Here is a 24,555-nt window from a genome sequence, read left to right as displayed (position 1 = left end):
ATGACTATACGTTGTAGGAAGTCATACTGACTACATATTAAATAACTCATTGAAATATATAGGTTTATTAGTTGGCACGAATACTGAGTAAGTAGAGGCAATCAGTAAAGAAGCCCAGGAGGCTCCCATGCTTAGTGCCCAAGACCGTGCCATCGTCAAATCCACCGTGCCCCTGCTGGAAAGCGGCGGCGAAGCGCTGATCACCCATTTCTACCGCATGATGCTTTCCGAGTACCCGCAAGTTCGCCCGCTGTTCAACCAGGCCCACCAGGCCAGCGGCGACCAACCCCGCGCCTTGGCCAATGGCGTGTTGATGTATGCGCGGCATATCGACCAGTTGGACCAACTGGGTGACCTGGTGGCCAAGATCATCAACAAACATGTGGCCTTGCAGATCCTGCCGGAGCATTACCCGATCGTCGGCGCCTGCCTGCTGCGCGCGATTTCCGAGGTGCTGGGTAGCGAGATTGCGACCCCTGAAGTGATGAGTGCCTGGGGCGCGGCCTACGGCCAATTGGCGGATATCCTGATCGGCGCCGAAGCGGCGATCTATGACGAGAAAGCCCAGGCGCCCGGTGGCTGGCGCGGCGCGCGGCCGTTCATCGTGGTCAAGCGCGTGGTGGAGAGTGACGAAATCATCTCCTTCTACTTTGCCCCGGTAGATAACGGCCCGATTCTCGCGGCCGCGCCAGGCCAATACATCGGCATGAAATTGGTGCTGGAGGGTGAGGAAGTACGCCGCAACTATTCGCTGTCGGCCCTGACCGATTCGGGCCTGTACCGCATCAGCGTCAAGCGCGAAGCGGGCGGGCGGGTGTCCAACTACCTGCACGACCAACTGCATGTCGGCGCGACCATCGATCTGTTCACGCCTTCGGGTGAGTTCACCCTGGCAGCCAGCGATAAACCGCTGGTGCTGATCAGTGGCGGGGTCGGCATTACGCCAACCTTGCCGATGCTCGAAGCCGCCCTGGCTACCCAGCGTCCGGTGCACTTCATCCACTGCGCGCGTAACGGTGGGGTGCATGCGTTCCGTGATTGGGTCGATGCGTTGGCAGCACAGCATCCGCAGCTCAAGCGCTTCTATTGCTACTCCGAAGATGATGGCGTGAGCCCGGCGGCGGACAAGGTGGGTTTGCTCAGCCAGGAACAGCTTGCGGCGTGGTTGCCTGAACAGCGCGATATCGACGCCTACTTCCTTGGCCCTAAAGGCTTCATGGGCGCGATCAAGCGTCACCTCAAGGCCTTGGGCGTGCCAGAGAAGCAAAGCCGCTACGAGTTCTTCGGCCCGGCTGCGGCGCTGGAATAAGGTTTGGCGTAAAACCGAGTCGGCGCCATCGCGGGCAAGCCCGGCTCCCACATTCGATCGCGGTCGATGTGGGAGCCGGGCTTGCCCGCGATGGCGTCCGTACAGTCACAACATTTCCCAAGATTAATCCCCCGTTAACCCCCCTCTGTTTAAACCACTCCCTGTGTGTAAACTTGCGGCCATTGGCACAACCAAACAAAGGGAAACGGTGATGAGTGACGAATTGCGTTTAGGCAGGGAGCGGCGCTTTCTGGTGTTGCTGGGCATCATCTGCCTGGCGCTGATCGGCGGTGCGCTGTATATGCAGGTGGTACTGGGCGAGGCACCGTGCCCGCTGTGCATCCTGCAACGCTACGCCTTGCTGTTGATCGCGATCTTCGCGTTCATCGGCGCAGCCATGCGCACCAAAGGGGCGCTCACGTTTTTCGAAGGGCTGGTGATCCTCAGCGCCCTCGGTGGTGTGGCCGCAGCCGGTCACCACGTGTACACCCAGTTCTTCCCCCAAGTCAGCTGCGGCATCGATGTGCTGCAACCGATCGTCGATGACCTGCCACTGGCCAAGGTGTTCCCCTTGGGCTTCCAGGTCGATGGCTTCTGCAGCACCCCGTATCCGCCCGTGCTGGGCCTGTCCCTGGCGCAGTGGGCGCTGGTCGCGTTCGTGCTGACGGTGATCCTGGTGCCGTTGGGCATTTACCGGAATCGCCAGCGCAAAGCCTGAGCCCATCGCTGAACGCCCCGGTCCTTCTTGAGGGAAGGCCGGGGCGTTTTTGTGTGTAGGGATTTGTGAATAGAACGTGACGTCGGACAACTTTGGGTGTGCGCAGTGTGCGACATGTTGTCACACGGAAGCTGCCGCAGGACGTTTCTGACCCGCCGAACGGCCGCTTAAATTTGCATAAAACGGCCAAGATGTGCTGTCAGTTCATGGTTCTGACGCGGCCACGGACCTAGCGCCGCACCAGCAATTAGGTGATGTCCGAATGCCTTGTTTTATGGGGGCTTGCATCGGTTTGGCATGCCCTTACAGCGCGTAAGGACTGTGGCGGCTTGCGCTATAACACGGCAATTTTTGTGGTTTTTGTTGAGAATCGAACGCGATAAGATCGCGAACCTTTGCAATATTGGTGAAGGATTATTGCTGTAATCGATAAAAATTATTTCTTTATAAGACATGGTTTATACATCGCTAGCTAACTACAATCGCCCGCACTGAATGTCCGGTGCTGTTCACTATTTGAGCACTGGAGCGGTCGAGGGGCAGATGGACGGCTCTGTGCGACCCCAAGGTTCCGACAGCCTTTCAACTATCCGCACCAAATGGAATTGGTCTGTAACAAGGCCTTTAACCACGAAATCGAATAAGAACTCACCGCAGGTCCGTGAAACGCCACAGATGGCGCGATGGGCAGGCTCTTATTCAATCGAAGAGAAATGCCAACCCTTGGCAGGGTGAAGTGTTGGCGATCAAAACCCAACTGCATTGCGCAAGCTGCTTTAGAGGTCGTGAGATGAGTAAAAACAGGTACCCCCGATTACTAGGCTTTTTGCCGCTGCTGGGCATGATGTTAATGCTGGGAGGCTGCAAGTGGACCTTGATGGACCCAAAAGGACAGATCGGTCTGGATCAACGAAACCTGATCATCACCGCCACCCTGCTGATGTTGTTGGTTGTGGTGCCTGTGATCATCATGACCTTCGCCTTCGCCTGGAAATACCGCGCGTCGAACACCAGCGCGACCTACGCGCCGAAGTGGTCGCACTCCACCAAGATTGAAATCGCAGTGTGGCTGGTGCCGATCCTCATCATCATCGCCCTGGGTTACATCACCTATAAGTCGACCCACGAGCTGGACCCGTACCGTCCGCTGGAGTCCGACGTCAAGCCGATCAACATCGAAGTGGTCGCGCTGGACTGGAAGTGGCTGTTCATCTACCCGGACCTGGGTATCGCCACGGTCAACGAAATCCAGTTCCCGGAGAACACTCCGCTGAACTTCCGGATCACCTCCGACGCCGTGATGAACTCGTTCTTCATCCCAGCCCTGGGCGGTCAGATCTACGCGATGGCAGGCATGCAGACTCGCCTGCACCTGATCGCCAACGAAAAAGCTGAAATGGAAGGCATCTCCGCAAACTACAGCGGCGCTGGCTTCACCGGCATGAAATTCAAAGCGATCTCGACGAGCCAGGAAGGTTTCAACGCCTGGGTAGCCGAAGTCAAGGCCGCACCTAAACAGCTTGATCAAGCTGAATACGACGCCCTGTCCAAACCAAGCCAGAACAACCCAGTCGCTCTGTACTCCGCGTATGAGCCGGACCTGTTTCAGAAAATCGTCGACAAGTACGAAGGTATGAAGCCAGGCAAGCCGGTCAAGCACGAGAAGAAAGAAGTGGCCGCGGTTGAAGGTTCTGACACGGGCTCGCATTCAACTGCTGGGGCAGAGGAGTAAACGATGTTTGGTAAATTAAGTTGGGATGCGGTCCCGTTCCACGAGCCGATCGTAATGGTGACTATCGCCATGATCGCGCTGGGTGGTCTGGCACTGTTTGCAGGTATCACGTACTTCAAGAAGTGGACCTACCTGTGGACCGAGTGGCTGACTTCGGTCGACCACAAGAAAATCGGCGTCATGTACGTCATCGTTGCCATGGTCATGCTGCTGCGTGGTTTTGCCGACGCCATCATGATGCGTACCCAGTTGGCCATGGCCACCGAGGGTTCGCCTGGCTACCTGCCACCTGAACACTATGACCAGATCTTCACCGCTCACGGTGTGATCATGATCATCTTCATGGCGATGCCATTCTTCACCGGCCTGATGAACCTGGCCTTGCCGCTGCAGATTGGCGCCCGTGACGTTGCCTACCCGTTCCTGAACTCCCTGAGCTTCTGGCTGCTGGTTTCCGGCGTAGTGCTGATCAACGTGTCCCTGGGCGTCGGCGAATTCGCCAAGACCGGTTGGGTTGCGTATCCGCCATTGTCGGGCCTGCAATACAGCCCTGGCGTAGGTGTGGACTACTACATCTGGGCGCTACAGTTATCAGGACTCGGGACGACATTGACGGGGGTCAACTTCCTGGCCACCGTCCTGAAAATGCGCGCCCCTGGCATGAAACTGATGGACATGCCGATCTTCACCTGGACCTGCACCTGGGCCAACGTCCTGATCGTGGCTTCGTTCCCGATCCTGGCCGCTACCATGGCGCTGCTGTCGCTTGACCGTTACCTGGATTTCCACATTTTCACCAATGAACTTGGTGGCAATCCAATGATGTACGTGAACCTGTTCTGGGCATGGGGTCACCCTGAGGTGTACATCCTGATCCTGCCAGCGTTCGGTATCTTCTCCGAAGTGATCTCGACCTTTACCGGCAAGCGCCTGTTCGGTCACCACTCGATGGTTTACGCATCGGGCGCAATCTCTGTACTGGGCTTCATGGTGTGGCTGCACCACTTCTTCACCATGGGTTCGGGGGCCAGCGTCAACGCCTTCTTCGGCCTGGCGACGATGCTGATTTCCATCCCGACGGGGGTGAAGCTATTCAACTGGCTGTTCACCATCTACCACGGTCGTCTGCGCATGACCAGCCAGGTCCTGTGGACCCTGGGCTTCATGGTGACCTTCGCCATCGGCGGCATGACCGGCGTACTGCTGGCCATCCCGGGTGCTGACTTCGTCCTGCACAACAGCCTGTTCGTGATCGCTCACTTCCACAACGTGATCATCGGTGGTGCGGTATTCGGTTACATCGCTGGTTTCAGCTTCTACTTCCCGAAAGCGTTCGGCTTCAAGCTGCACGAAGGTTGGGGCAAGGCTGCATTCTGGTTCTGGATCTCGGGCTTCTTCGTCGCGTTCATGCCGCTCTATGCACTGGGCTTCATGGGCATGACCCGTCGTCTGAACGCCACCACCAACCCTGAGTGGGTGCCGTACCTGTACGTTGCCATGTTCGGTGCAATCATGATCGCTGTAGGTATCGCCTGCCAGTTGATCCAACTGTACGTGAGCATCCGTGACCGTAAGCAGAACGCTTGCGACTCCGGTGACCCATGGAATGGCCACACCCTGGAATGGTCGACTTCGTCGCCACCACCGTTCTACAACTTCGCCGTGATCCCGACTGCGAACACCATTGATGCGTTCACCGAAGCCAAGGAAGACGGTACTGCGTACCAGCGTCCTAAGCACTACGAGCCGATCCACATGCCAAACAACACCGCCACTGGCGTGGTGATGGGTGCCCTGTTGACCGTGTTCGGTTTCGCGATGATCTGGCACATCTGGTGGCTGGCAATCGTGGGCCTGGTTGGCACTATCGGTTACTTCATCGTTCACGCCGCGCGTGACGATCAAGGCTACATGGTGCCGGTCGAGACGATCGAACGCATCGAAGCCGAGCAACACGCTCGCCTGGTTGCCGAGAAGAAGATCCCGGCCAACCGTGTAGAAACCTCGTTGGAACAGGCTTAAACCATGTCGAACTTAGTGACCAATGCTGGACACGCCCATGTCGATGACCATGGGCACGATGACCATCACCACGACTCGGGGCCGATGACCGTTTTCGGTTTCTGGCTCTACCTGATGACCGACTGCATCTTGTTTGCGTCGATCTTCGCGGTGTACGCGGTACTGGTAAACAACGTAGCGGGTGGCCCGTCGGGCCACGACATCTTCGAACTGCCTTACGTGCTCGGCGAAACCGCCTTGCTGTTGTTCAGTTCGATCACCTACGGCTTCGCCATGTTGGCCTTCTACAAGGGCAACAAGAAAGGCGTACTGAGCTGGTTGGCACTGACCTTCCTGTTCGGCCTGGGCTTCATCGGCATGGAGATCAACGAGTTCCACCTGCTGATCTCCGAAGGCTACGGCCCGCACCGTTCCGGCTTCCTGTCCGCGTTCTTCACGCTGGTAGGTACCCACGGTCTGCACGTAACGGCTGGCCTGCTGTGGATGGCGGTGATGATGTATCAGGTCAATAAACACGGCCTGACCAACACCAACAAGACTCGCCTGAGCTGCCTGAGCCTGTTCTGGCACTTCCTGGACGTGGTCTGGATCTGCGTCTTCACCGTTGTTTACCTGATGGGGACTCTGTAATGGCTAATGCACACTCCCATGACCATGACAGCCATGATGCAAGCCACGGCAGCGTCAAGTCGTACGCCATCGGCTTCATCCTGTCGGTAATCCTGACGCTCATCCCGTTCGGTCTGGTGATGTACCCGACCCTGCCTAAGTCGATCACCTTGATGATCGTGCTGGCATTCGCGGTGATCCAGGTTCTGGTTCACCTGGTGTACTTCCTGCACCTGGACCGTTCCAAAGAGCAACGCGATAACGTGATTGCGTTCGTGTTCGCAGGGTTGGTAATCCTGCTGCTGGTTGGCCTGTCGATATGGATCATGTTCAGCATCCATACGTTCATGATGGCGAAGTGAGGTAAGACCCGATGTCGCTTAAGCACTTTATCCAAATCACCAAACCGGGGATCATTTTCGGTAACGTGCTTTCTGTGGCGGGCGGTTTCTTCCTGGCCTCCAAGGGACATGTCGATCTGGCCATCTTCCTGGCTGCAATGATCGGCACTTCCCTGGTGGTAGCTTCCGGATGCGTGTTCAACAACTGCATCGACCGTGACATCGATATCAAGATGGAGCGCACCAAGAATCGTGTGCTGGTGCAGGGCCTTATCTCCCTGAAGCTGGCACTGATCTACGCGACCGTCCTGGGTGTTGCCGGTGTGGCGTTGTTGTACAAGGTGGCCAATCCGCTGGCGGCGCTGTTTGCCGTGATCGGTTTTGTCATCTACGTCGGCCTCTACAGCCTGTACCTCAAGCGCAAGTCGGTTCACGGCACGCTGGTGGGCAGTCTGTCGGGGGCGATGCCGCCGGTGATTGGTTATGTGGCTGTAACCAATAGCTTCGACATGGCCGCGCTGACGCTACTGGTGATGTTCAGCCTGTGGCAGATGCCGCATTCCTACGCCATCGCGATTTTCCGCTTCAATGACTACCTGGCTGCGTCGATTCCGGTTCTTCCGGTTAAACGTGGCATCCAGGTCGCCAAGAAACACATCCTGCTGTACATCCTGGCCTTCCTCGTGGCGACCTTGATGTTGACCTTCAGTGGCTACGCCGGCATGAGCTACCTTGCCGTCGCCGCCGCCATGGGCATGTACTGGTTGTACATGGCCTGGACCGGCTACAAGGCGGTGGATGACACCGTCTGGGCACGCAAGCTGTTCGTGTTCTCGATCTTCACCATCACCGCGCTCAGCGTGATGATGTCCCTGGATTTCCAAGTGCCGAAAGAGCTTTTGCTGACCTACGCTCACTGAGTGGTCCCGCAGTGAAAAAGCCCCGCCTTCGAGAGAAACGCGGGGCTTTTTCTTGGGCGATGGTTTAAATCCCTGGGTATTTTTATCGTCATACCCTTCAATGCGTGCTGTGCGAATCCATCATCCGCCTACAAGGAGTAGTCATATGGTCAGCGTGAGTCGTCGGTCCCTTCTCGCTGTAAGTGCTGCCCTGCCATTGCTGGGGCGGCTGGATTGGGCGATGGCAGCGCCGCCGCCAGCAAAGTCTGACAAGGTACGCCTCAACTACAACGAAAGCCCCTACGGCCCCTCAGGCGCTGCGCGTGAAGCGATGCAGCGAGGCATCGCCACCTCCGGACGCTACCCTTACGGGCATATGTACAGGTTGGCCGGGCTGTTTGCCCAGCAGCAGGGTATTGCCGAAGAACAGGTGGCAGTGTTTGCAGGCTCCATGGCCGCGTTGCGTTATGCCGTACTCGCCTTCACCACCGAAACCCGCGGCCTGGTGATGGCCACACCGTCTTATGAAGTGCCGCGCCAGGCTGCCGAGTCGAACAAGGCGCCGGTGAAGGAAGTCAGCCTGGATGCCGAGCATGCCCACGACATCCCGGGCATGCTCGCCGCCGATGCGCAGGCTGGCATGCTCTACCTGTGCAACCCCAACAACCCCACTGGCACCATTACACCGACCGAGGCCATTCGCCACGCGTTGGCGAACAAGCCCAAAGGCAGCGTGCTGGTGGTGGACGAGGCTTACATCGACTTCGCCGACGTACCCAGTGTTGTCAGTTGGACCAAGGACCACGACGACCTGCTGGTGCTGCGCACCTTCTCGAAAATCTACGGCATGGCCGGCGCCCGCCTGGGCTTGGCCATCGGGCATCCAGCGTTGCTGGAGCGACTGGCCGTGTTTGGCGGCGACAACGTACCGGCCGGCACCACCCTGCTCGGTGGCCTGGCCAGCCTGGAGGACGTGAAGCTGTTGCCACAACGCAAGGCGCTCAACAATCAACTGCGTGATGAAACCGTAGCCTGGTTGAAGGGGCGTGGATTCACCTGCACCGCCTCCCAGGCCAATTGCTTCATGATCGACGTGAAGCAACCGGCGGAGCAGGTGATCGAGAAGCTGGCGGCGCAGGGCGTGCTGATCGGACGAGTGTTTAAAGGCTGGCCGCAGTGGGTGCGCGTGACGGTGGGTAACCAGCAGGAAATGCAGCGTTTTCGCGAGGTGTTCGCGCAGCAGATCGTGAGCATTTAAGCCCCTGAGGCCTGTTTCATTCTCGTCCTTTACAGCGTATTTTTTACGCGATGAGTCGACGTTGTCTCAAGCGCTTCGGGATAGAAGCCTTCAGCTCAGGTCGCCGGGCTCATTCCGTAGTCAACGATCAAGGACGATACCTATGCGACGCGATGCCCAACCCAACGATGCGCCCGAATCCGTGCGGCAATTACTCGACGTTGAACTGAGCCGGCGCGGGCTGGGACATTTCGAGGTCTACCAGTGCGGGCCGACGCTGGATGAAGCAGAGATCATTTCCAACTACCCCGAAGCCTTGGAGCAGTCCGACACCGCCGATGATTTTTATCGGCGCGACCGGCTGGTCTCCCTCACCCGCAAACGCATCAAGCCGTTTTTCTGGAGTGACGAAAACCTGCTCAAACCTGCCGCCGACGCGGTGCCTGTGCCGGGCCCGTGCAAGCCGGTGGGCGAAGGCGCCAGTTTTATCGTGCATGGCAATCAGGGGTTCTACTCGGTGCTTAACCTTTGCAGCTTTGGTGAAGGCCAGCAGTTTCGCGAGACAGTGCTGGCGAACCAGAGTGAGCTGCAGATGTTGTTGGTGTCGGTCTATGACGAGGCCCTGGAACACCGCCTGCCCGTCGAGCGGCCTAACGTGCTGACTCCCCGGGAGACTGAAGTGTTGTCCTGGTCGAGCCTGGGCAAGACCTACAACGAGGTGGCGCTCCTGACCAGCATGACGTCCCATACGGTCAAATTCCACATGACCAACATCTTCGCCAAGTTGGACGTCACCAACGGCAAGTCAGCGGTTCGCAGGGCCTTGGAACTGGGTTACATACGTTCGCCGTCATAAGCCCCGAACGGATCTGGGGCCGCTGTCTACCTGTCCATATGGGCAGCTTGTTGGCCGGCCAGAGGTGCATTACGTTTCCCCCGCTATTGAGTCCGATGCCGGATGAGCCGGCATCGTCATGGCGAGGGAGCGGTTCAATGAAACGTTGCGAAACCGATTGCAGGGTGTCCCGATGATGGGCACTTACCGAGCCTTGCGCAGCCTGAATGCTCGGTTGCAGTCACTGTTCATGATCACCCTGGTGTTCCGTATGGGGACCCTCGCGTTTCCCTTCTATGCGGCGTACCTGATCCAGCAACACGCCGTATCGTCGGGCACTGCGGGGCTGTTGGTGGGGTTGTACGGTGCCGGAGCGTTGTGCACCGACCTGGTCATCGGCGCGGTCATCAAGCGTTTCTCGGCGCATCAAGTGATCCTGGCTTCACTGCTGTTCAATGCGTTGCTGCTGCTGATCATCCCTTCGGTGGACAACACACTTGCACTCTTGCTGCTGTCTTTTCTCTGGGGCGCCTGCTACGAAGCGTTCACGCCCGCGACTTACTCCGAGACGGTTGCTCACAGTTCGCTGGATGCTCGCAAAGTGGCGTTTTCCTGTAACCGCCTGGCAATCAATATCGGGATGGCCATCGGGCCCTTGCTGGGAAGCCTGGTGTTCCTGCGCAATGCGGATGCGGTGTTCTACATCAACGCGGCCCTGTCGCTGTTGGCCTTCGGTGCGTGCCTGGTGTTCGGACGACCAGCACCCACGACGTCGGGCTTGCCTGTCGCCGGCAAAGGTGAGGGGTTGCCCGAAGTGGCGGCCCATGAACGCTCGCGCCTGCTGGTGATATTGCTGGCGGCACTGCCGGTGCACGTGGCTTACGCCTTGCCCCCCACGTTTCTGTCGGCCTTCATCATCCATTACACCTCGCTGCCTACCTATTACGTGGGCGTCATTTTCTTCATCAATGCGCTGTTAGTGATTGTGTTCGAAGTGCCGATCAACCTGCGTATGGCACACGTGTCCAGTAGCCGCTCGCTGGTCGCAGGGTTCCTGCTGGCGGGCGTTGGTTTCTTTTTGATGGGATTCGGACAGGTGGCGGTAGTGTTGATGGTGGCCACGGTGTTGTGGAGCCTTGGCGAGATGATCGTGTTCCCCGGCATTACTCACTACATCAGCAGCATCTCCAGCCGTGGCACGGTGGACCGCAACCTTGGCTACTACTCGGCAGGCGTCAATATCGGCGTCATGATCGCGCCGTCGCTGGCGTTCATGCTGGTCTCCCGGCCGTCCCTGCCGTCGCCATGGTTGTTGGCAGGTTTTACCTTGTTGCTGTTCGCCGTCGCCGTTGGAGTGATGAAAATCTCGACGGTGCTTTGGAACAAGCAGGCCTGAGGGGGACGAGGCGCACCGCATTGCGCGGACGCCTCGTTGCACTACGTCATGACTGGGCGCTGATGGCGTAGCCGTCGAAGGCGCTTTGTTGCTGCAAGGCGGTCACGATGCTCTTGCGGGTGACCGGTTGCTCGGTGCCACTGTTGTCGACGAAGGTTTCACTTTCCAGCTCCGCTTCGCTGCCTTCACCCACGAATGCAAAGCCCAGGAACTCGAACGCTTCACGGTCGACGTTCGGCTTGGAGCGCGGCGTGCGCAGCGGCAAGGTGACGCTGATGCCATCCTTGCTGATCACAAACACTTCGGCTTCTTTCTTGGGCCGTGAGGCTTTGCTCTTGCCCGCGCTCGGGTTGCTGATGGCCTGGTGGCTCTGGTTCAGCACTTTCAACGCCAGGCCGTAGACCAGCTCCTGGAACTCGGGATCGTCCTTGAAGCTGGACAGGATGCGGCTGATCGAGAATTGGCTGCTCAGGTCTTCCAGGGCGGCGTTGTCAGCGGCCTCGGCGTCCTTGAGTTGTTTGAGCTGGCCCATCAGGTCGTAGGCCTTGTCGTCGTCGAAGGCGTCGTGGGCCTGACGGATGGCCACGCGCAGTTCGCGAATCTGGTCGCTTTCCTTGGACGTGTGGAACGCGTCCAGCACCATCTCGCTGATGATCTTGGCCGCTGGCAGATGCTGTGAAAGATTGATGGCGTTTTCGTATTCAGCTTTGGCGTGCAAGGCGACTACGGATTCTTCGGGGGCGGATTGTTCGGTGTAAGAATCGGACATTGAAATTTCACTACTTCAGTAAACGAGGACAAAAAAGCGTCGGGCATTTTCAGGGGGCAGGGAGGTCAGGTCAAGGCAGCACAATGCCCTTATCCCGACGCAACGCCGTCAGGGCCCGCTGCAGCCGTACGGCCCGTCCGCAAAACAGACCTACGGTAAACCCCGACACACCACCCACTGCCATCAGCATCGACGGTGTGCTCAGCAGCAGCGGATGCACGGCTTGCTGGTAACCGAAGTAGTACTTCACCGCAAAGAACAGTTGCGAGATCAGCAGGGTTTTCCAGGTGCCCGGCAACACCAGGGTCTCGCCATTGGCATCCAGCTGCGCGCCTTCAGCGTTGAATAGCACCATCCCCACCAGGCTGCCCAGCACCGCGCCGCCAATCCAGGCGCCGCTCGACAGGATTGAAGGCGCCAGTGACATCAACGACCACACCACCAGCACCACCGGCAGGATCACCAGCGAGCGGCGATTTTCGCGTCCGCCCAGGCAGGCCTTGATGCCGTAGTAGCAAATCCACAGGTAAATGGCGTAGACCCAAATGGGCGTGCCTTGGAGGATGTCGAGCATGGTGTGCGTCCGTGCAGTAGGGAGGTGGCGGATAGTCGTTGAGTACTGATGCCTTTGTCCAGCGATCTGCCCCTGACCCACATCAACACTCCCCGCCCCCAAAACCGTTACAACACAAAGGCCTGATGAACCCATAAAAACGACCACTGACCTGCGCCAAGGGGACCGCCCCACGCCAGGTTATTAAAGGACTAATGCGATGGCGCTTTCCCTTTCCCGCCTGGCCTTGCTGGGGGCGACGCTCTGCTTGTCTCTTCCCCTGCACGCCAACGTTCCCGACGCTTCGCTGATCGAACAGGGCAAATACGTTGCGCAACTGGGCGACTGCATCGCCTGCCACACCGCGAAGCAAGGCAAGTTGATGGCCGGCGGCCTGGAGCTGAGCACGCCGATGGGCACGATCTTTTCGAGCAACATCACGCCGAACCGCGAGACCGGCATTGGCGCCTACACCTTCGAGCAGTTCGACCGCGTCATGCGCGAAGGCGTGACGCCGACGGGGATGAACCTGTACCCGGCGATGCCGTATCCGTCCTACGCCAAGATGAGCGAACCCGACATGCGCGCCCTGTTTGTGTACCTGATGCAAGGCGTCGAACCGGTGCAGCAGGCCAATCTTGAGGCGGACATGGGCTTCCCGTTCAACCAGCGCTGGGGCCTGGCCCTGTGGAATTTCGCCTTCCTCGATAAACAACCCTTCACGCCGGATCCGGCACGCGACGAACCACTCAACCGTGGCGCCTACCTGGTCCAGGGCCTGGGCCACTGTGGCTCCTGCCACACGCCACGGGGCATCGCGTTCCAGGAAAAAGCCCTGAGCGACGAGGGTTCCAGCGGCCAGCACTACCTGGCCGGTGAAACCGTCGAGCATTGGCGCGCCCTGAGCCTGCGCAACCTGTGGACGGTGGAAGACACCGTGCAACTGCTCAAGACCGGGCAAAACCGCTTTGCCACGGTCGCCGGCAACATGGCTGATGTGATTCACCACAGCACCCAACACTTCAGCGATGATGACCTGACCGCCATCGCCCGCTACCTGAAGTCGCTGCCGCCCGGCAAGGACGACCTGCCCATGCCGTCCGTGGCCCTGGCGCCTGCGACGCCACCGGCAGATCTGTTCACCAGCCGTGGCGGCCTCGGGTACATGCAGTTCTGCAGCGACTGCCACCGCAGCGATGGTGCGGGCGTGAAAGGTCTGTTCCCACCCCTGGCCGGCAACCCGAGCATTGCGTCCAGCAACCCGACGTCACTGTTGCACATCACTCTGACGGGCTGGGAAACCGCACAAACGGCAACGCACCCGCGGGTCTACACCATGCCGGGTTTCGCCCGCTTGAAGGATCAGGAAATCGCCGAGATCCTCAGTTTCGTGCGCACCCGCTGGGGTAACGAAGGCACGCCTATCAGCGCTGCCCAGGTGAAGAAACTGCGCGACCAACTCAACCCGGCCACCACCGATTCGTCGGCCTTCGAAACCCCACGCCTTGCCGAGTTGCTCGCGGCGCCCAACGCCGACCAGGTGGTTCGTGGTATGCGCCTGCACCTGCAAACCAAGGATTTGCTGCCTAACAACGTCGGTAACTCGCTCAATTGCACCAGTTGCCATCTCAATGCCGGCACGGTGGCGGATGGCTCGCCGTTTGTGGGCGTCTCGGCGTTTTTCCCCAGCTATGCGCCGCGCGCGGGCAAGGTGGTGTCCCTGGAAGAGCGCATCAATGGCTGCTTCCGTCGCTCGATGAATGGCAAACCCCTGCCGCCGCAATCGGCGGACATGCAAGCGATGGTCGCCTACTTCGACTGGATGAAAAACAACACCCGCCCCGAAGACAAGGTGGCGGGGCGCGGTGTGGGCAAGGTCGATCCGGCGATCAAGCCGGACCTGGCCAATGGCAAACAGGTCTACGCCAAGCAATGCGCGGTGTGCCATGGCGACAACGGCCAGGGCCTGGCACGGGCCGATGGCGAACTGATCTACCCGCCGCTGTGGGGCGATCAATCGTTCAACATCGGTGCCGGCATGGCGCGCACCTACACGGCCGCGGCGTTCGTCAAACGCAACATGCCGATTGGCTTCCACGAAAAATTCCCGTTGGGGCAGGGCGGCTTGTCGGACCAGGAAGCGGTGGATGTGGCGGCGTATTTCTCCGGCCAACCGCGCCCGGACTTCCCGGACAAGGTCAAGGATTGGCCGAACGGCGGTAAACCTGTCGATGCGCGTTACTAGTCCAACTGTTTGAGGCAGGCCTCGAGAATGTCCAGGCCTTCCTCCAGCACCGCAGGCTCGATGGTCAGCGGTGCCAGCAGGCGGATGATGTGCCGCGACTTGCCGCTGGGCATCAGCAACAAACCGGCGTCCCGCGCCAGGCCGAGTAGTTGGGCCAGCTGTTTCGGCGCGGGTGTGCCGTCGGTGTTGGCCAGTTCGATGCCGCGCATGGAACCAACGCCGGTCAGGCGGCCGAGGTAGGGTGTGAGGCCTTGTGCACGCCAGGTCTCATAACGGCTGACGATGGCTTCTTCCTGCTGTGAGCCCCAGGTTTTCAGGTGTTCATCGGTCATTGCATCCAGCGTTGCCAGCGCTGCTGCACAGGCGATCGGATTGCCGGAGTACGTGCCGCCCAGGCCACCTTTGGGCAGATTGTCCATCAACGCCTTGTGCCCTACGACGGCGCCCAGCGGTACACCGCCGGCGATGCTTTTACCCAGCAGGATCAAGTCTGGCTCGATCCCCAGGCGCGAGAAAGCAAAACGCTCTCCGGTGCGGCCAAAGCCCGATTGGATTTCATCGGCAATCAGCAGAATGTTGTTTTCGTCGCAAAAGCGCCGCAGCGCCTGGGCGAATTCGATGTGCAGCGCCAGGAACCCGCCTTCGCCCTGCACCGGCTCGATGATGAAACAGGCTACGTCGTTGACGTCGATTTCCACGCTGAACAGGCGGTCCATGGCCTTCAGCGCTTCGGCGCAGGTCACGCCGTTATCGGCACTGGGGTAGGGCAGGTGATACACAGGGCCGGGCAGTACTCCGACCTTTTGCTTGTAGGGCGCGACTTTGCCATTCAGGTTGAGCGTGGCCAGGGTGCGACCGTGAAAGGCGCCATCAAACGCGATCACTGCCGTGCGGCCGGTGGCGCCGCGCACGATCTTCAGCGCGTTTTCCGCCGCCTCCGCGCCACTGTTGGTGAGCATGCCGCTGACGTGGTAGTCCACCGGGATAAACGCAGTAAGACGGTTCATCAGCTCGATGTAGGGCGCGTGAGGTGCTGCGTTGAACGCGTAGTGGGTCAGCTTAGTCGCCTGGTCACGAATGGCTTCGACCACGCCGGGGTGGCAATGACCGAGGTTGAGCACACCAATGCCGCCGACAAAATCGATATAGCGTTTGCCCGAGGTGTCCCAGACCTCGGCGTTTTTGCCGTGGCTGAGGCTGATGGGGTGAACGATGGAAATCGATTGGCTGATGGTTTCGTGGCTCATGAATCGGGGACTCGGCAGTGACGGGCTTGTTTTTATCTAAGCCGGCCGGCCGCCTTTGCCGCAAACGAAATAAAGTCGCCGGGTCATGACTGAAAGTCGGGATGTGCGCCGACGTACTCCACCATCCAGTTGAGGAAGGCTTTCACCTTGGGAATCTCGCCGGCATGTTCGGCATGGGCGATGAAGTGCGCGCCGCTGCTGGGCATCGCATAGTTCCAGGGAATCATCAGGCTGCCCTGGGCCAATTCATCCGCCACCAGATACTGCGGCACCAGCGCCACGCCATAGCCTGATTGTGCCGCGCGGATGCACATGTAGAACGTGTCGAAACGCGGCCCGTGGTAGCTGTTTTGCGAATGCAGGCCCTGTTCCAGGAACCATTCGTGCCAGGCTTCCGGGCGCGAGGTGCATTGCAACAAGGTATGGCGCGACGAGGCATCGCTGCCTTCGGCGACAAAGCCTGGTGCACACACCGGCACCACCGCCTCACGAAACAGCTCGAGGCAGGTCGCCCCCGGCCAGGAGCCCTGACCGAAGAAAAATGCGATATCGGCCTTGGCCTGCAACACGTCGAAAGGCTCCAGCTCGTTGCGCACGTCCAAGTGGATATTCGGATGTTTCGCCGCAAAGTCCTTGAGCTTGGGCACCAGCCAGCGGTCACCGAAGGTGGGTTGGGTGGCGATGCGCAGCACTTCAGTTTCGCCGCCGTAGGTGAGGATGTAGCGGCTGGAGATGTCCACCTGGGTGAGGATCTTGTGCACTTCGGCCAGGTACAACGAGCCCGCTGGCGACAGGTACAAACGCTGGCGCACCCGTTCGAAAAGATTATGGCAAAGCATCTCTTCCAGCTGCGCCACCTGCTTGCTCACCGCACTCTGGGTCAGGTGCAGCTCTTCGGCGGCGCGAGTGAAACTCAAATGGCGGGCGGCGGCCTCGAAGCATTGCAGGGCCGTCATCGAGGGGGTCAAACGTTTTGAAATCATGCACTTCATTCCAAATCGGAAGGAGCCTTTGCCTAAAGGTCGTTTGTGGCAGTGGCGCAAAGCCGTTGATACTGCCCGGCAGCACTATAAACCGGCGCGGGCTGTGGAGCGCCGAATAATAAGGAATGACAGGGAGCGCCTTGCATGAACCCATTCAAAACTACTTTGGCCGCCATCGGTGCCACCGCCGTGCTGGGCTTGGCGAGTACCGCCCAGGCGGGCACGACCCTGGACGCTATCCAGAAAAAAGGTTTTATCCAGTGTGGCGTCAGTGACGGGCTGCCGGGCTTCGGGGTACCGGACAGCAAGGGCAAGATGACCGGTATCGATGTGGACGTGTGTCACGCGGTAGCGGCGGCTGTTTTCGGCGATGCGTCGAAAGTGAAATTTACCCAGTTGACCGCCAAGGAACGCTTCACCGCGCTGCAATCCGGTGAAATCGACCTGATCTCACGCAACACCACCTGGACCAGTTCCCGTGATTCGGGCATGGGCCTGGTGTTCACCGGCGTGACCTACTACGACGGCATCGGTTTCCTGGTGAACAACAAGCTGGGCGTCACCGCAGCCAAGCAACTGGACGGCGCCACCGTGTGCATCCAGGCCGGTACCACCACCGAACTCAACGTGTCCGATTACTTCCGCACCCACGGCATGAAATACACGCCGATCACCTTCGACACCGCCGACGAAAGCGCCAAGGGCCTGGAAGCCGGGCGTTGCGACGTGCTCACCACCGACCAGTCAGGCCTGTACGCCCAGCGCATCAAGATGGCCCACCCGGATGAGTTCGTGGTGTTGCCGGAAGTGATTTCCAAGGAACCGCTGGGGCCGTTGGTGCGCAAGGGGGATGACGAGTGGTTCAGCATCGTCAAATGGACCCTTTTTGCGATGCTCAATGCCGAGGAAATGGGCATCACCTCGCAGAACGTCGAAGAACAGGTCAAGACCACCAAGAACCCGGATATCGCGCGGTTGCTGGGGGCGGACGGCGAATACGGCAAGGACCTGAAACTGCGCAAGGATTGGGTGGTGCAGATCGTCAAGCAAGTGGGTAACTACGGCGAAGTGTTTGAACGCAATATTGGCCAGGGCAGCGTGTTGAAGATCAAGCGCGGGCTCAACGCGCTGTGGAACAACGGCGGCATCCAGTACGCGCCGCCGGTTCGCTGACACACTGGGGTGTCATTCGGACACCCCATCCTTCCCTGCTGCCTTGGCGCGATACAACGCCTGATCGGCGCGCGCGATCAAGGCGGCGGGGGACTCATCCGTTTGACGCTCGGCCACGCCCAGGCTCAAGGTGACCTTGAAGTCGTCCCGGTGCGGACTGTTCTTCAACTTCAAACGGATACTCGCCGCCATTGTCTTGGCGATCTCCAGCGAGGTTTTGGGCAAGACCAACACAAACTCATCGCCGCCCCATCGGGCCAGCAGGTCACCTGGGCGGATACAGCTTTGCAGGCATTCAACCACCTGCACCAGCGTCTGATCGCCCACACCGTGGCCGTATCGGTCATTGATCGACTTGAAGTCGTCGATATCCATCGCAATCAGCACCAGTGGCAGGCGAAAGCGCTGGGCGCGGTCGCACTCTTCCAGCAACACTTTTTCTAGGCGGTAGCGATTGGCGACCAGGGTCAAGGCATCCCTTTCGGCGAGGGAGCGGTTTTCATCCAACTGTAGCTGCAACTGCTGATTGACCCGCGACAGCTCGCGCGTGCGTTCGGCCACCAGGGCTTCAAGGGACTGATTACGCTGCTCCAACTGTTCAACAGAGCATTTTCTGAGATGAATATCGCGGTGGGCACCTACCATGCGCGCCACCGAGCCATCCACATTGCGCGCAATGACATACCCCCGATCTTCGATCCACAGGTAGCTGCCATCTTTTTTTCGGCAACGATACTCGGCTCGGTAGTGGGGCGCGCGGCGGTGGATGTAGTCGTCGAATACCTTCATTACGTGGGGATAGTCATCCGAGTGGATCACGCTCTCCCAGGTGAACACGCTGTTCTCCAGCGCATGGCGGTGATAGCCCAGCATCGCGTACCAGCCTGGGTTGCGGTAGACGAACCCGGTATTGGCGTTCCAGTCCCAGATCCCGTCGCTGACCAGTTCCAGGACGGTGTGCAGCATGTCGGCATTGAAGTGAGAGAAATCCTGCTTCAACGGGTTATTGTCGGAGGCATCGTCCATCTGCGCATTCCCTTGCGTAGCCGGGCACCTGAGGCCCGCCATTGTTGTCGCCGATACTCCGTGGCTGGGGCTACTGTACAACGGGGGCTGGAGGCTTTGAATAGGGCAGATGTACGGCTTATGATTGATGGCGATAGGCTATTATTTTGGGGCCGTCATCCTCGTCGGCACCTTTCCGTCCGCATTGTGCTGGTAAATCGCTTCAGGCTGACCTCTTTCATTGAAAAACACCTGGCCGATACCTGCCGAATTCCATAACCGTTCGCCCGCTTCGGCATGCTCAGGAATATGTGGCACCACCTGCATGGTGCGGCGGCGCGTGAACCAGTTGAGGGGCGAGCGGGGTGAGTAGAGCCAGCGGTTGAGGCGGTCGAACCACTCCAGTAATCGTGGTGGGAATTCGTTCTTGATACCGCTGCTGGTGATCTGCCAGATCCTGGGGCCGGCGTTGCGATGGCGGATCATCACTTCGTAGACGAACGAGTAGTGCACGTCACCGGAGAGGATCACGTAGTTACCCGGCGTGCGCGAGTGGCGGAAGATATTGAGGATCACCTGTGCAGCGCCGCGATGGGCCATCCAGTTTTCCGCATCCACCAGCAAGGGGTGGCCGCACCAGCTAAAGACTTTCTGCACCGTCTCGATCAGCTTGACGCCAAAGATCGGTGCGGGTGAGACGATGATGGCCGAGGGATGATCCAGCAGTTCCTGTTGCAGTTCGCTCAGGGCTTCCCAGTCCAGCAGGCCGGAAGGTTGCTTGAGGGTGAACTCGCTGCGCCAGCGGCGGGTGCGGGTGTCGAGTACCACCAGGGCAGGGGTGGTAGGCAGTACGTAGTGCCAGCGTTGAAATTTCAGCAGTGTTTCGAGCAGTTCATCCTGCGCCGTGGCGTCGAGATGGTTGGCTTGGGGCTGAGCAGTGAGCGCTTGGGTTTGGTTGATCAGTTCGCCAAACGCATCCGGCTGGTTGCCCCAGCCTTGGCACAGCAGGTAAGCCAGCAGGGCGTTGCCGATGATGCGTTTGGAAAAGGGATGGCCATAGGCGGTCTCTTCCCATTGGGCGCTGAGGTTCCAGTCATCGGTGATGTCGTGATCATCAAAGATCATCAAGGTGGACAGGTGGGCGAAGACCCGCGCGACGCCTGGCAGGCCGTCGCGGAATCGATCTATTTGTATTTGTTCGCGGGCGTAACGCTGCTGTCGTTCTGCATTCAGATGCGGCGGTTGAGGCGTGATCAGCGCCCAGGGCGTTGGAGACCACACCAGCAAGTACATCGCGATGACTTCGGCAAACGTCACCAGGTGGTTGTCGGCGGTGCTGCTGGTGAAGATTGGTTTTTTTACGCCGCCAAAAAAGCGTTCGCGCAGGGTTTCGTTGCTGTCCAGTGCCGGCAGCAAGTCGGCGCGATGGTAGTAGCTGGCGTGATGCCCGTAGAGGCTGGCGCTGTCATCGATTACGGCACCTTCCAGGTATTCGTCGAACAGGCCCAGGCGTGCGATCAATGCGTGAATCGCCCGCAACATTGGCCCGGCGACATCATCGGCGTAGACCTGGTCGCCACTCATCATCAGCAGGGCCGGGCGGTCGCTCGGGCTTTGGGCGTCGGCCAACAGTCGGTCGACACACAGCAGCCCCTCGCCGGCTGTGTGATGGGGTTTGCGGCAGGAGCCATGGACCAATTGATGGATGCGGCTGTGCAAAACGAAACTTGGGAATTGGGTATTGGCGTACAGTAGGTGCGGTGCCCAGTCGGCGATGCCGGTGTTGTCAAACCGCAGGTCGTAGCTGATCGCCACGTCCAGGGGCAGCGCTTCGTCCAACGGCACATCAATCAGGTGGATAAAGGCATGGCGCCCCACGGGTACGACCTGGCAGTTGTCCAAGGGGACCTCCAGGATTCGGGCAGGCAGATGCAGCTTCAGCGTCAATTCGAGTGCTCGGCTCCCCACCAGCCACAACACCAGGCGCCGAGGTTCGAGGCGTCGCAACAGTGGGCCAGCCAGTACGGCGGGCAGTGTGTCGGTGAGCGGCATGCAGGCAAGGTTTCCAGGCGGGATTGGACCGCAAAGATTAATCCAGTGAATGTCATGGTTTTGTTAAGGGAGAGTACGAAGGGCCGTGCACTGCCCTTCGCATGAGGCGGTTACAGCACTCGGCCTCGACCCAGGCTGTCCATCCCACCGCCGTTTCTGCGTCGGTCACTGCTCGTGGTGCGATCAGGGTCAGCGGCGTTCAGTTGTGTTTCGTCAATGCTGCGCTTCCTGCGCTGGGGCTCTGCATCATCCTGCCGCAGTGGGGGGTATTGAAAGTTGCCCAGTGAGTGATTGATTGCGCTAAGCATGGATGTTTCCTTCTATAGGAGTAGAGGATTACTTCGCCTTTCGCAGCGAAGTGAGGCCAAACCTATAGAGGATGAGAAAGACCGGCTATAAACGCGCTGCTGCAAGATATGACTGGCGTTGGCGCTTTTTTTCAAAAGTCGTCAGAGGCGCCATTCGCGCAACTTTCTAGACCGGGAGATGTAGCGCCTTGCTTGCCCTCCCGCACAAACGCCGCCCGATTTTCCGCTACCACATTACGCAACGCGCTGTAGTAATCCGGCAGCTTCTGCAGGCTGTCGGTAAGCGGCAAGAGCGATGCCCGTGTATCGACCGTTCCGCCGACCAGGCTGAGGGTGCCCAGGGTCTGCACTGTATCGCTGTCGCCCAGCGGCGAGACCAGGAAGCTCAAGACCTTGCCCGCGGCGTCCCGGCTGTTGCTGGTGCCCAACAAGGGCAATTCGACAATGGGGCCGCTGCCCATGCCCCACACGCCAAATGTCTGGCCGAAGTCTGCTGTGTGGCGCGGGATGCCCAGGCGGTCTGACACGTCGAACAACCCCACCACGCCCACCGTCGTGTTCACTGCGAAACGCCCCAGGGTATTGACCGAACGTCGCGGGTTGCCTTGCAGCAGATCATTGATAAACACCTTCGGCTCGCTGAAGTTGCTCGCGAAGTTATGCACACCCTGCTGGAAAAAATCCGGCAGGTAACGGTAGCCGCGAGCCACGGGAGCCAGGGCGTAGTCGTCCACCGCACGGTTGAAGGCAAACACCCCACGGTTGACCGGTTCGGCGGGGTCATACACCGGGTAGTTCACCTGTGCACATTGCGTGGTGGGCGTTACGGGAGGCGGGCTCGCACAGCCCGTCAGGTAAGACACAGTCAACAACAGCACGGCCTGGCGGGCCAGATGCTGGGGGTACGTCAGCGAGCGCATGGGCACAGTCTCCGCAAAAGGGAGGCCGATGCTGGCATTGCGGGCTTGCGCAAAGATGTCTGGTTTATTGCGTCGCTGACGCTTTATTGCAGGGTTGAAATATATGACGGGCCGCGCCGAATGGTTTTAGATGACACCTTGTCCCAGCCCAGTGAAGACCGTCGGTGAGCAACCTGTTGATCGTGGACGATGACCTTGAAGTCCTCGCCCTGTTGAAGAAATTTTTCCTGCAACACGGCTATACGGTCGAAACCGTGGCCAGTGGCATTGAGCTGTGGGCGGCCATGGAGCGCCAGCCCGCCGACCTGATCATCCTCGACCTGATGCTCCCCGGCGACAACGGCTTGCTGTTGTGCCAGCGCCTGCGCCAGCAATACGCCACGCCGGTGATCATGCTCACCGCCATGGGCGAACTCAGTGACCGTGTGGTGGGCCTGGAAATGGGCGCCGATGATTACCTGAGCAAGCCGTTCGACGCCCGCGAATTGCTGGCCAGGGTGCGCGCGGTATTGCGCCGGGCGGGTGAAAGCCGCCTCCCTATGGGGGAGGCCGCGCGCCCGCTGATCCGTTTTGCCGGCTGGCAACTGGACCTCACGCGCCGCGAACTGCGTTCGCCCGACCAAGTGATGATCCCATTGTCGTCCGGCGAGTTTGACCTGCTGCTGGTGTTTGTCGAACACCCGCAACGGGTGCTCAGTCGCGAACAACTGCTGAACCTGGCGCGCGGCCACAGCCATGATGCGTTCGACCGCAGCATCGACGTGCAAGTGAGCCGCCTGCGTCGCAAGCTGGAATTCGATACCAAGCGCCCGGCGATGATTCGCACGGTGCGCAACGGTGGCTACCAATTCACCGCCAGCGTGACGCGTTCATGAGGCTGCGTCCGCGCGACACCGTGGCCCGCTGGATCGCGCTGACCATCCTGATTGCGATGTTGACTGCGCTGGCGTTCAACGCTTTGTTCGTGCAACTGGCAGGGGTGTGGGCACGACCTCCGCTGACCGAAATCGGGTTGTTGGAAAGGATCGCCGTGGTGGTGCGCGTGGTCGAGGCCTGCGAACCGTCGCAACGTCCACATCTGGCCCAAGCAGTCGGTGACGAAGGGTTCACGGTGACGTGGGCCGCCCAGCGCCAGGCCTTGGGGTTGCCCGTTCTGGCCGACCCCGACTTTCACTCGGGCGAGCAGGCCTTCAAGCACCTGCTCCAGGGCCCACCTCGTCCGATGGAGGCGTATGAACCGTCTGACTGGCCCGACGGCAACGGCCGCTATGCGCTGCTGGTGCAATTGGCTGACCGCTCCTGGCTGATGTTCAGCGCGCCGTCGCGCAGTTGGGGGCTGGACGATGGTGCACGTAGCCTGATCGTGGTGCTGCTGGTGCTGATCTCGACCGCGCTGGTCACCCTGGTCGCGACCCGCCGCCTGGCCCGACCTCTGCAGTACTTCACACAGGGCGCGCGGCGCTTTGGTGCCGACTTTCGGGCGCCGCCCATCGAGCCGGTCGGCCCGCACGAAATCCGCCAGGCGATCCTCGCCTTCAACAGCATGCAAGCGCAACTACGGCATTTCATCCAGGACCGCACCCAAATGCTCGCCGCCATTTCCCACGACTTGCGTGCGCCGCTGACCCGGCTGCGTCTGCGCGGTGAGTTCATCGAGGACGCCGATCAACAGCAAAAGCTGTTTCGCGACGTGGACGAAATGCAGGCCATGATCAACACCGCTCTGGAGTTTTTCCGCGATGACGCCCGGCTGGAACAAGCCACCCAACTGGACCTGGCGGAATTACTGCAAACCCTGATCGACGACTACCGCGACCAAGCCATCGACCTGACCTTTCGCGGCCCACCGCGCCTGGTGTATTTCGGCCGACCACTGGGCCTCAAGCGCGTGATGACCAACTTGATGGACAACGCGATTCACTACGGCACCGCGCCGCAGATCGAGTTGCAGCAGAAGAATGGAGAGGTGGTGGTTCGCGTACTGGATCGCGGGCCAGGCATTCCCGTTGAGCATCGTGAGCAGGTGTTCCTGCCGTTCTATCGCCTTGAAGGGTCACGCAACAAAAGCACGGGCGGTGTTGGCTTGGGGCTCTCTACCGCCCGGGCGATTGTGCTGGAACATGGCGGCACCTTGACCCTGGCCGAGCGCCAGGGTGGAGGGTTGGAGGCGGTAGTGGTGTTGCCTGTTTAGCCCAAGGTCCG

Annotated in this window: 21 protein-coding genes; 14 read left to right on the top strand and 7 right to left on the bottom strand. The window is 59.6% G+C overall.

Translation table 11 applies throughout. The annotated features are described in order from the left end of the window. Nucleotides 1-127: 127 nt before the first annotated feature. The 10 genes from hmpA to ACP7BX_RS28160 all read left to right on the top strand — a co-directional run bounded on the left by hmpA (nt 128) and on the right by ACP7BX_RS28160 (nt 11,098). Entirely contained in the window at nt 128-1,309 is a 1,182-nt protein-coding gene (gene hmpA / locus ACP7BX_RS28205) for an NO-inducible flavohemoprotein (protein WP_178953997.1), read from the top strand. 211 nt (nt 1,310-1,520) lie between these two features. Next, nucleotides 1,521-2,027, top strand: a complete 507-nt coding sequence (locus ACP7BX_RS28200) for a disulfide bond formation protein B (protein ID WP_010206438.1) — start codon at nt 1,521-1,523, stop codon at nt 2,025-2,027. Between the two features lie 790 nt (nt 2,028-2,817). After that, entirely contained in the window at nt 2,818-3,759 is a 942-nt protein-coding gene (gene cyoA / locus ACP7BX_RS28195) for a ubiquinol oxidase subunit II (RefSeq protein ID WP_426131118.1), read from the top strand. A gap of 3 nt (nt 3,760-3,762) precedes the next feature. Then, entirely contained in the window at nt 3,763-5,781 is a 2,019-nt protein-coding gene (gene cyoB, locus ACP7BX_RS28190) for a cytochrome o ubiquinol oxidase subunit I (RefSeq protein ID WP_426131067.1), read from the top strand. 3 nt (nt 5,782-5,784) lie between these two features. Then, entirely contained in the window at nt 5,785-6,411 is a 627-nt protein-coding gene (locus tag ACP7BX_RS28185) for a cytochrome o ubiquinol oxidase subunit III (protein ID WP_010206435.1), read from the top strand. Further along, nucleotides 6,411-6,752 (top strand): cytochrome o ubiquinol oxidase subunit IV, encoded by a 342-nt coding sequence (gene cyoD, locus ACP7BX_RS28180; RefSeq protein ID WP_010206434.1) that lies wholly within the window; start codon nt 6,411-6,413, stop codon nt 6,750-6,752. The genes ACP7BX_RS28185 and cyoD overlap by 1 nt, the downstream gene beginning before the upstream one ends. An 11-nt stretch (nt 6,753-6,763) precedes the next feature. After that, entirely contained in the window at nt 6,764-7,651 is an 888-nt protein-coding gene (cyoE, locus tag ACP7BX_RS28175; protein ID WP_003194050.1) for a heme o synthase, read from the top strand. Between the two features lie 145 nt (nt 7,652-7,796). Beyond that, entirely contained in the window at nt 7,797-8,888 is a 1,092-nt protein-coding gene (locus tag ACP7BX_RS28170) for a pyridoxal phosphate-dependent aminotransferase (RefSeq protein ID WP_426131069.1), read from the top strand. Nucleotides 8,889-9,030: 142 nt separating this feature from the next. Beyond that, nucleotides 9,031-9,723 (top strand): helix-turn-helix transcriptional regulator, encoded by a 693-nt coding sequence (locus ACP7BX_RS28165; protein ID WP_314534699.1) that lies wholly within the window; start codon nt 9,031-9,033, stop codon nt 9,721-9,723. Nucleotides 9,724-9,898: 175 nt separating this feature from the next. After that, nucleotides 9,899-11,098 (top strand): MFS transporter, encoded by a 1,200-nt coding sequence (locus ACP7BX_RS28160; protein WP_426161015.1) that lies wholly within the window; start codon nt 9,899-9,901, stop codon nt 11,096-11,098. Between the two features lie 46 nt (nt 11,099-11,144). On the opposite strand, the gene ACP7BX_RS28155 is transcribed toward ACP7BX_RS28160, so the two are convergent. Together ACP7BX_RS28155 and ACP7BX_RS28150 are read right to left on the bottom strand one after the other, a co-directional pair. Beyond that, nucleotides 11,145-11,867 (bottom strand): hypothetical protein, encoded by a 723-nt coding sequence (locus ACP7BX_RS28155; RefSeq protein WP_038846720.1) that lies wholly within the window; start codon nt 11,865-11,867, stop codon nt 11,145-11,147. 70 nt (nt 11,868-11,937) lie between these two features. Beyond that, nucleotides 11,938-12,576 carry a DUF6622 family protein gene (locus tag ACP7BX_RS28150; RefSeq protein WP_426131073.1) on the bottom strand — a complete coding sequence of 213 codons (639 nt, stop codon included), beginning with the start codon at nt 12,574-12,576 and terminating at the stop codon, nt 11,938-11,940. Between the two features lie 64 nt (nt 12,577-12,640). Here ACP7BX_RS28150 and ACP7BX_RS28145 point away from each other — a divergent pair, with 64 nt between their 5' ends. Beyond that, nucleotides 12,641-14,665: a c-type cytochrome gene (locus tag ACP7BX_RS28145; RefSeq protein WP_426131075.1), complete on the top strand. Its 2,025-nt coding sequence runs from the start codon at nt 12,641-12,643 to the stop codon at nt 14,663-14,665. On the opposite strand, the gene ACP7BX_RS28140 is transcribed toward ACP7BX_RS28145, so the two are convergent. Together ACP7BX_RS28140 and ACP7BX_RS28135 are read right to left on the bottom strand one after the other, a co-directional pair. Continuing rightward, complete coding sequence (locus tag ACP7BX_RS28140; protein ID WP_426131077.1) at nt 14,662-15,912, bottom strand: 2-aminoadipate transaminase; 1,251 nt, start codon at nt 15,910-15,912, stop codon at nt 14,662-14,664. The genes ACP7BX_RS28145 and ACP7BX_RS28140 overlap by 4 nt on opposite strands. 83 nt (nt 15,913-15,995) lie before the next feature. Beyond that, nucleotides 15,996-16,895: a LysR substrate-binding domain-containing protein gene (locus ACP7BX_RS28135; protein ID WP_177110005.1), complete on the bottom strand. Its 900-nt coding sequence runs from the start codon at nt 16,893-16,895 to the stop codon at nt 15,996-15,998. A gap of 144 nt (nt 16,896-17,039) precedes the next feature. On the opposite strand from ACP7BX_RS28135, the gene ACP7BX_RS28130 reads away from it, so the two are divergent. Next, nucleotides 17,040-18,068, top strand: coding sequence for an amino acid ABC transporter substrate-binding protein (locus ACP7BX_RS28130; protein ID WP_426131079.1), 1,029 nt, complete (start codon nt 17,040-17,042; stop codon nt 18,066-18,068). A 12-nt stretch (nt 18,069-18,080) separates the two neighbouring features. Here the strand turns inward: ACP7BX_RS28130 and ACP7BX_RS28125 are convergent, their stop codons facing one another. From ACP7BX_RS28125 to ACP7BX_RS28115, 3 genes are all read right to left on the bottom strand, one after another. Beyond that, nucleotides 18,081-19,094 carry a sensor domain-containing diguanylate cyclase gene (locus ACP7BX_RS28125; RefSeq protein ID WP_426131081.1) on the bottom strand — a complete coding sequence of 338 codons (1,014 nt, stop codon included), beginning with the start codon at nt 19,092-19,094 and terminating at the stop codon, nt 18,081-18,083. 141 nt (nt 19,095-19,235) lie between these two features. Further along, nucleotides 19,236-21,125 (bottom strand): alkaline phosphatase D family protein, encoded by a 1,890-nt coding sequence (locus ACP7BX_RS28120; RefSeq protein WP_426131083.1) that lies wholly within the window; start codon nt 21,123-21,125, stop codon nt 19,236-19,238. Nucleotides 21,126-21,564: 439 nt separating this feature from the next. Continuing rightward, nucleotides 21,565-22,353 (bottom strand): MlaA family lipoprotein, encoded by a 789-nt coding sequence (locus tag ACP7BX_RS28115; protein ID WP_426131085.1) that lies wholly within the window; start codon nt 22,351-22,353, stop codon nt 21,565-21,567. Nucleotides 22,354-22,517: 164 nt separating this feature from the next. Between ACP7BX_RS28115 and ACP7BX_RS28110 the strand changes: the two genes are divergently transcribed. After that, entirely contained in the window at nt 22,518-23,228 is a 711-nt protein-coding gene (locus ACP7BX_RS28110) for a response regulator (protein WP_426131087.1), read from the top strand. Then, a complete protein-coding gene (locus ACP7BX_RS28105) occupies nt 23,225-24,544 on the top strand; it encodes a sensor histidine kinase (RefSeq protein ID WP_426131089.1) in 1,320 nt (439 codons plus the stop codon). The genes ACP7BX_RS28110 and ACP7BX_RS28105 overlap by 4 nt, the downstream gene beginning before the upstream one ends. Nucleotides 24,545-24,555: the final 11 nt, after the last annotated feature.

Origin of the sequence: Pseudomonas sp. DWP3-1-3b3 (assembly GCF_049896305.1) — a bacterium.
Taxonomy (GTDB): domain Bacteria; phylum Pseudomonadota; class Gammaproteobacteria; order Pseudomonadales; family Pseudomonadaceae; genus Aquipseudomonas; species Aquipseudomonas azotoformans_A.
Note: the sequence above shows the minus strand (reverse complement) of the source record. Positions and strands in the feature narration are given on the sequence as shown.

Excerpts from the sequence above, each read along its gene's own strand:
- ACP7BX_RS28170 (WP_426131069.1), top strand. The coding sequence starts at position 7,797 with ATGGTCAGCGTGAGTCGTCGGTCCCTTCTCGCTGTAAGTGCTGCCCTG.
- ACP7BX_RS28185 (WP_010206435.1), top strand. The coding sequence starts at position 5,785 with ATGTCGAACTTAGTGACCAATGCTGGACACGCCCATGTCGATGACCAT.
- ACP7BX_RS28140 (WP_426131077.1), bottom strand. The coding sequence starts at position 15,912 with ATGAGCCACGAAACCATCAGCCAATCGATTTCCATCGTTCACCCCATC.
- ACP7BX_RS28130 (WP_426131079.1), top strand. The coding sequence starts at position 17,040 with ATGAACCCATTCAAAACTACTTTGGCCGCCATCGGTGCCACCGCCGTG.
- cyoB (WP_426131067.1), top strand. The coding sequence starts at position 3,763 with ATGTTTGGTAAATTAAGTTGGGATGCGGTCCCGTTCCACGAGCCGATC.
- ACP7BX_RS28105 (WP_426131089.1), top strand. The coding sequence starts at position 23,225 with ATGAGGCTGCGTCCGCGCGACACCGTGGCCCGCTGGATCGCGCTGACC.
- ACP7BX_RS28150 (WP_426131073.1), bottom strand. The coding sequence starts at position 12,576 with ATGGGTTCATCAGGCCTTTGTGTTGTAACGGTTTTGGGGGCGGGGAGT.
- hmpA (WP_178953997.1), top strand. The coding sequence starts at position 128 with ATGCTTAGTGCCCAAGACCGTGCCATCGTCAAATCCACCGTGCCCCTG.
- cyoA (WP_426131118.1), top strand. The coding sequence starts at position 2,818 with ATGAGTAAAAACAGGTACCCCCGATTACTAGGCTTTTTGCCGCTGCTG.
- cyoD (WP_010206434.1), top strand. The coding sequence starts at position 6,411 with ATGGCTAATGCACACTCCCATGACCATGACAGCCATGATGCAAGCCAC.
- ACP7BX_RS28200 (WP_010206438.1), top strand. The coding sequence starts at position 1,521 with ATGAGTGACGAATTGCGTTTAGGCAGGGAGCGGCGCTTTCTGGTGTTG.
- ACP7BX_RS28160 (WP_426161015.1), top strand. The coding sequence starts at position 9,899 with ATGGGCACTTACCGAGCCTTGCGCAGCCTGAATGCTCGGTTGCAGTCA.
- ACP7BX_RS28125 (WP_426131081.1), bottom strand. The coding sequence starts at position 19,094 with ATGGACGATGCCTCCGACAATAACCCGTTGAAGCAGGATTTCTCTCAC.
- ACP7BX_RS28165 (WP_314534699.1), top strand. The coding sequence starts at position 9,031 with ATGCGACGCGATGCCCAACCCAACGATGCGCCCGAATCCGTGCGGCAA.
- ACP7BX_RS28155 (WP_038846720.1), bottom strand. The coding sequence starts at position 11,867 with ATGTCCGATTCTTACACCGAACAATCCGCCCCCGAAGAATCCGTAGTC.
- ACP7BX_RS28145 (WP_426131075.1), top strand. The coding sequence starts at position 12,641 with ATGGCGCTTTCCCTTTCCCGCCTGGCCTTGCTGGGGGCGACGCTCTGC.
- ACP7BX_RS28115 (WP_426131085.1), bottom strand. The coding sequence starts at position 22,353 with ATGCGCTCGCTGACGTACCCCCAGCATCTGGCCCGCCAGGCCGTGCTG.
- ACP7BX_RS28120 (WP_426131083.1), bottom strand. The coding sequence starts at position 21,125 with ATGCCGCTCACCGACACACTGCCCGCCGTACTGGCTGGCCCACTGTTG.
- ACP7BX_RS28135 (WP_177110005.1), bottom strand. The coding sequence starts at position 16,895 with ATGATTTCAAAACGTTTGACCCCCTCGATGACGGCCCTGCAATGCTTC.
- cyoE (WP_003194050.1), top strand. The coding sequence starts at position 6,764 with ATGTCGCTTAAGCACTTTATCCAAATCACCAAACCGGGGATCATTTTC.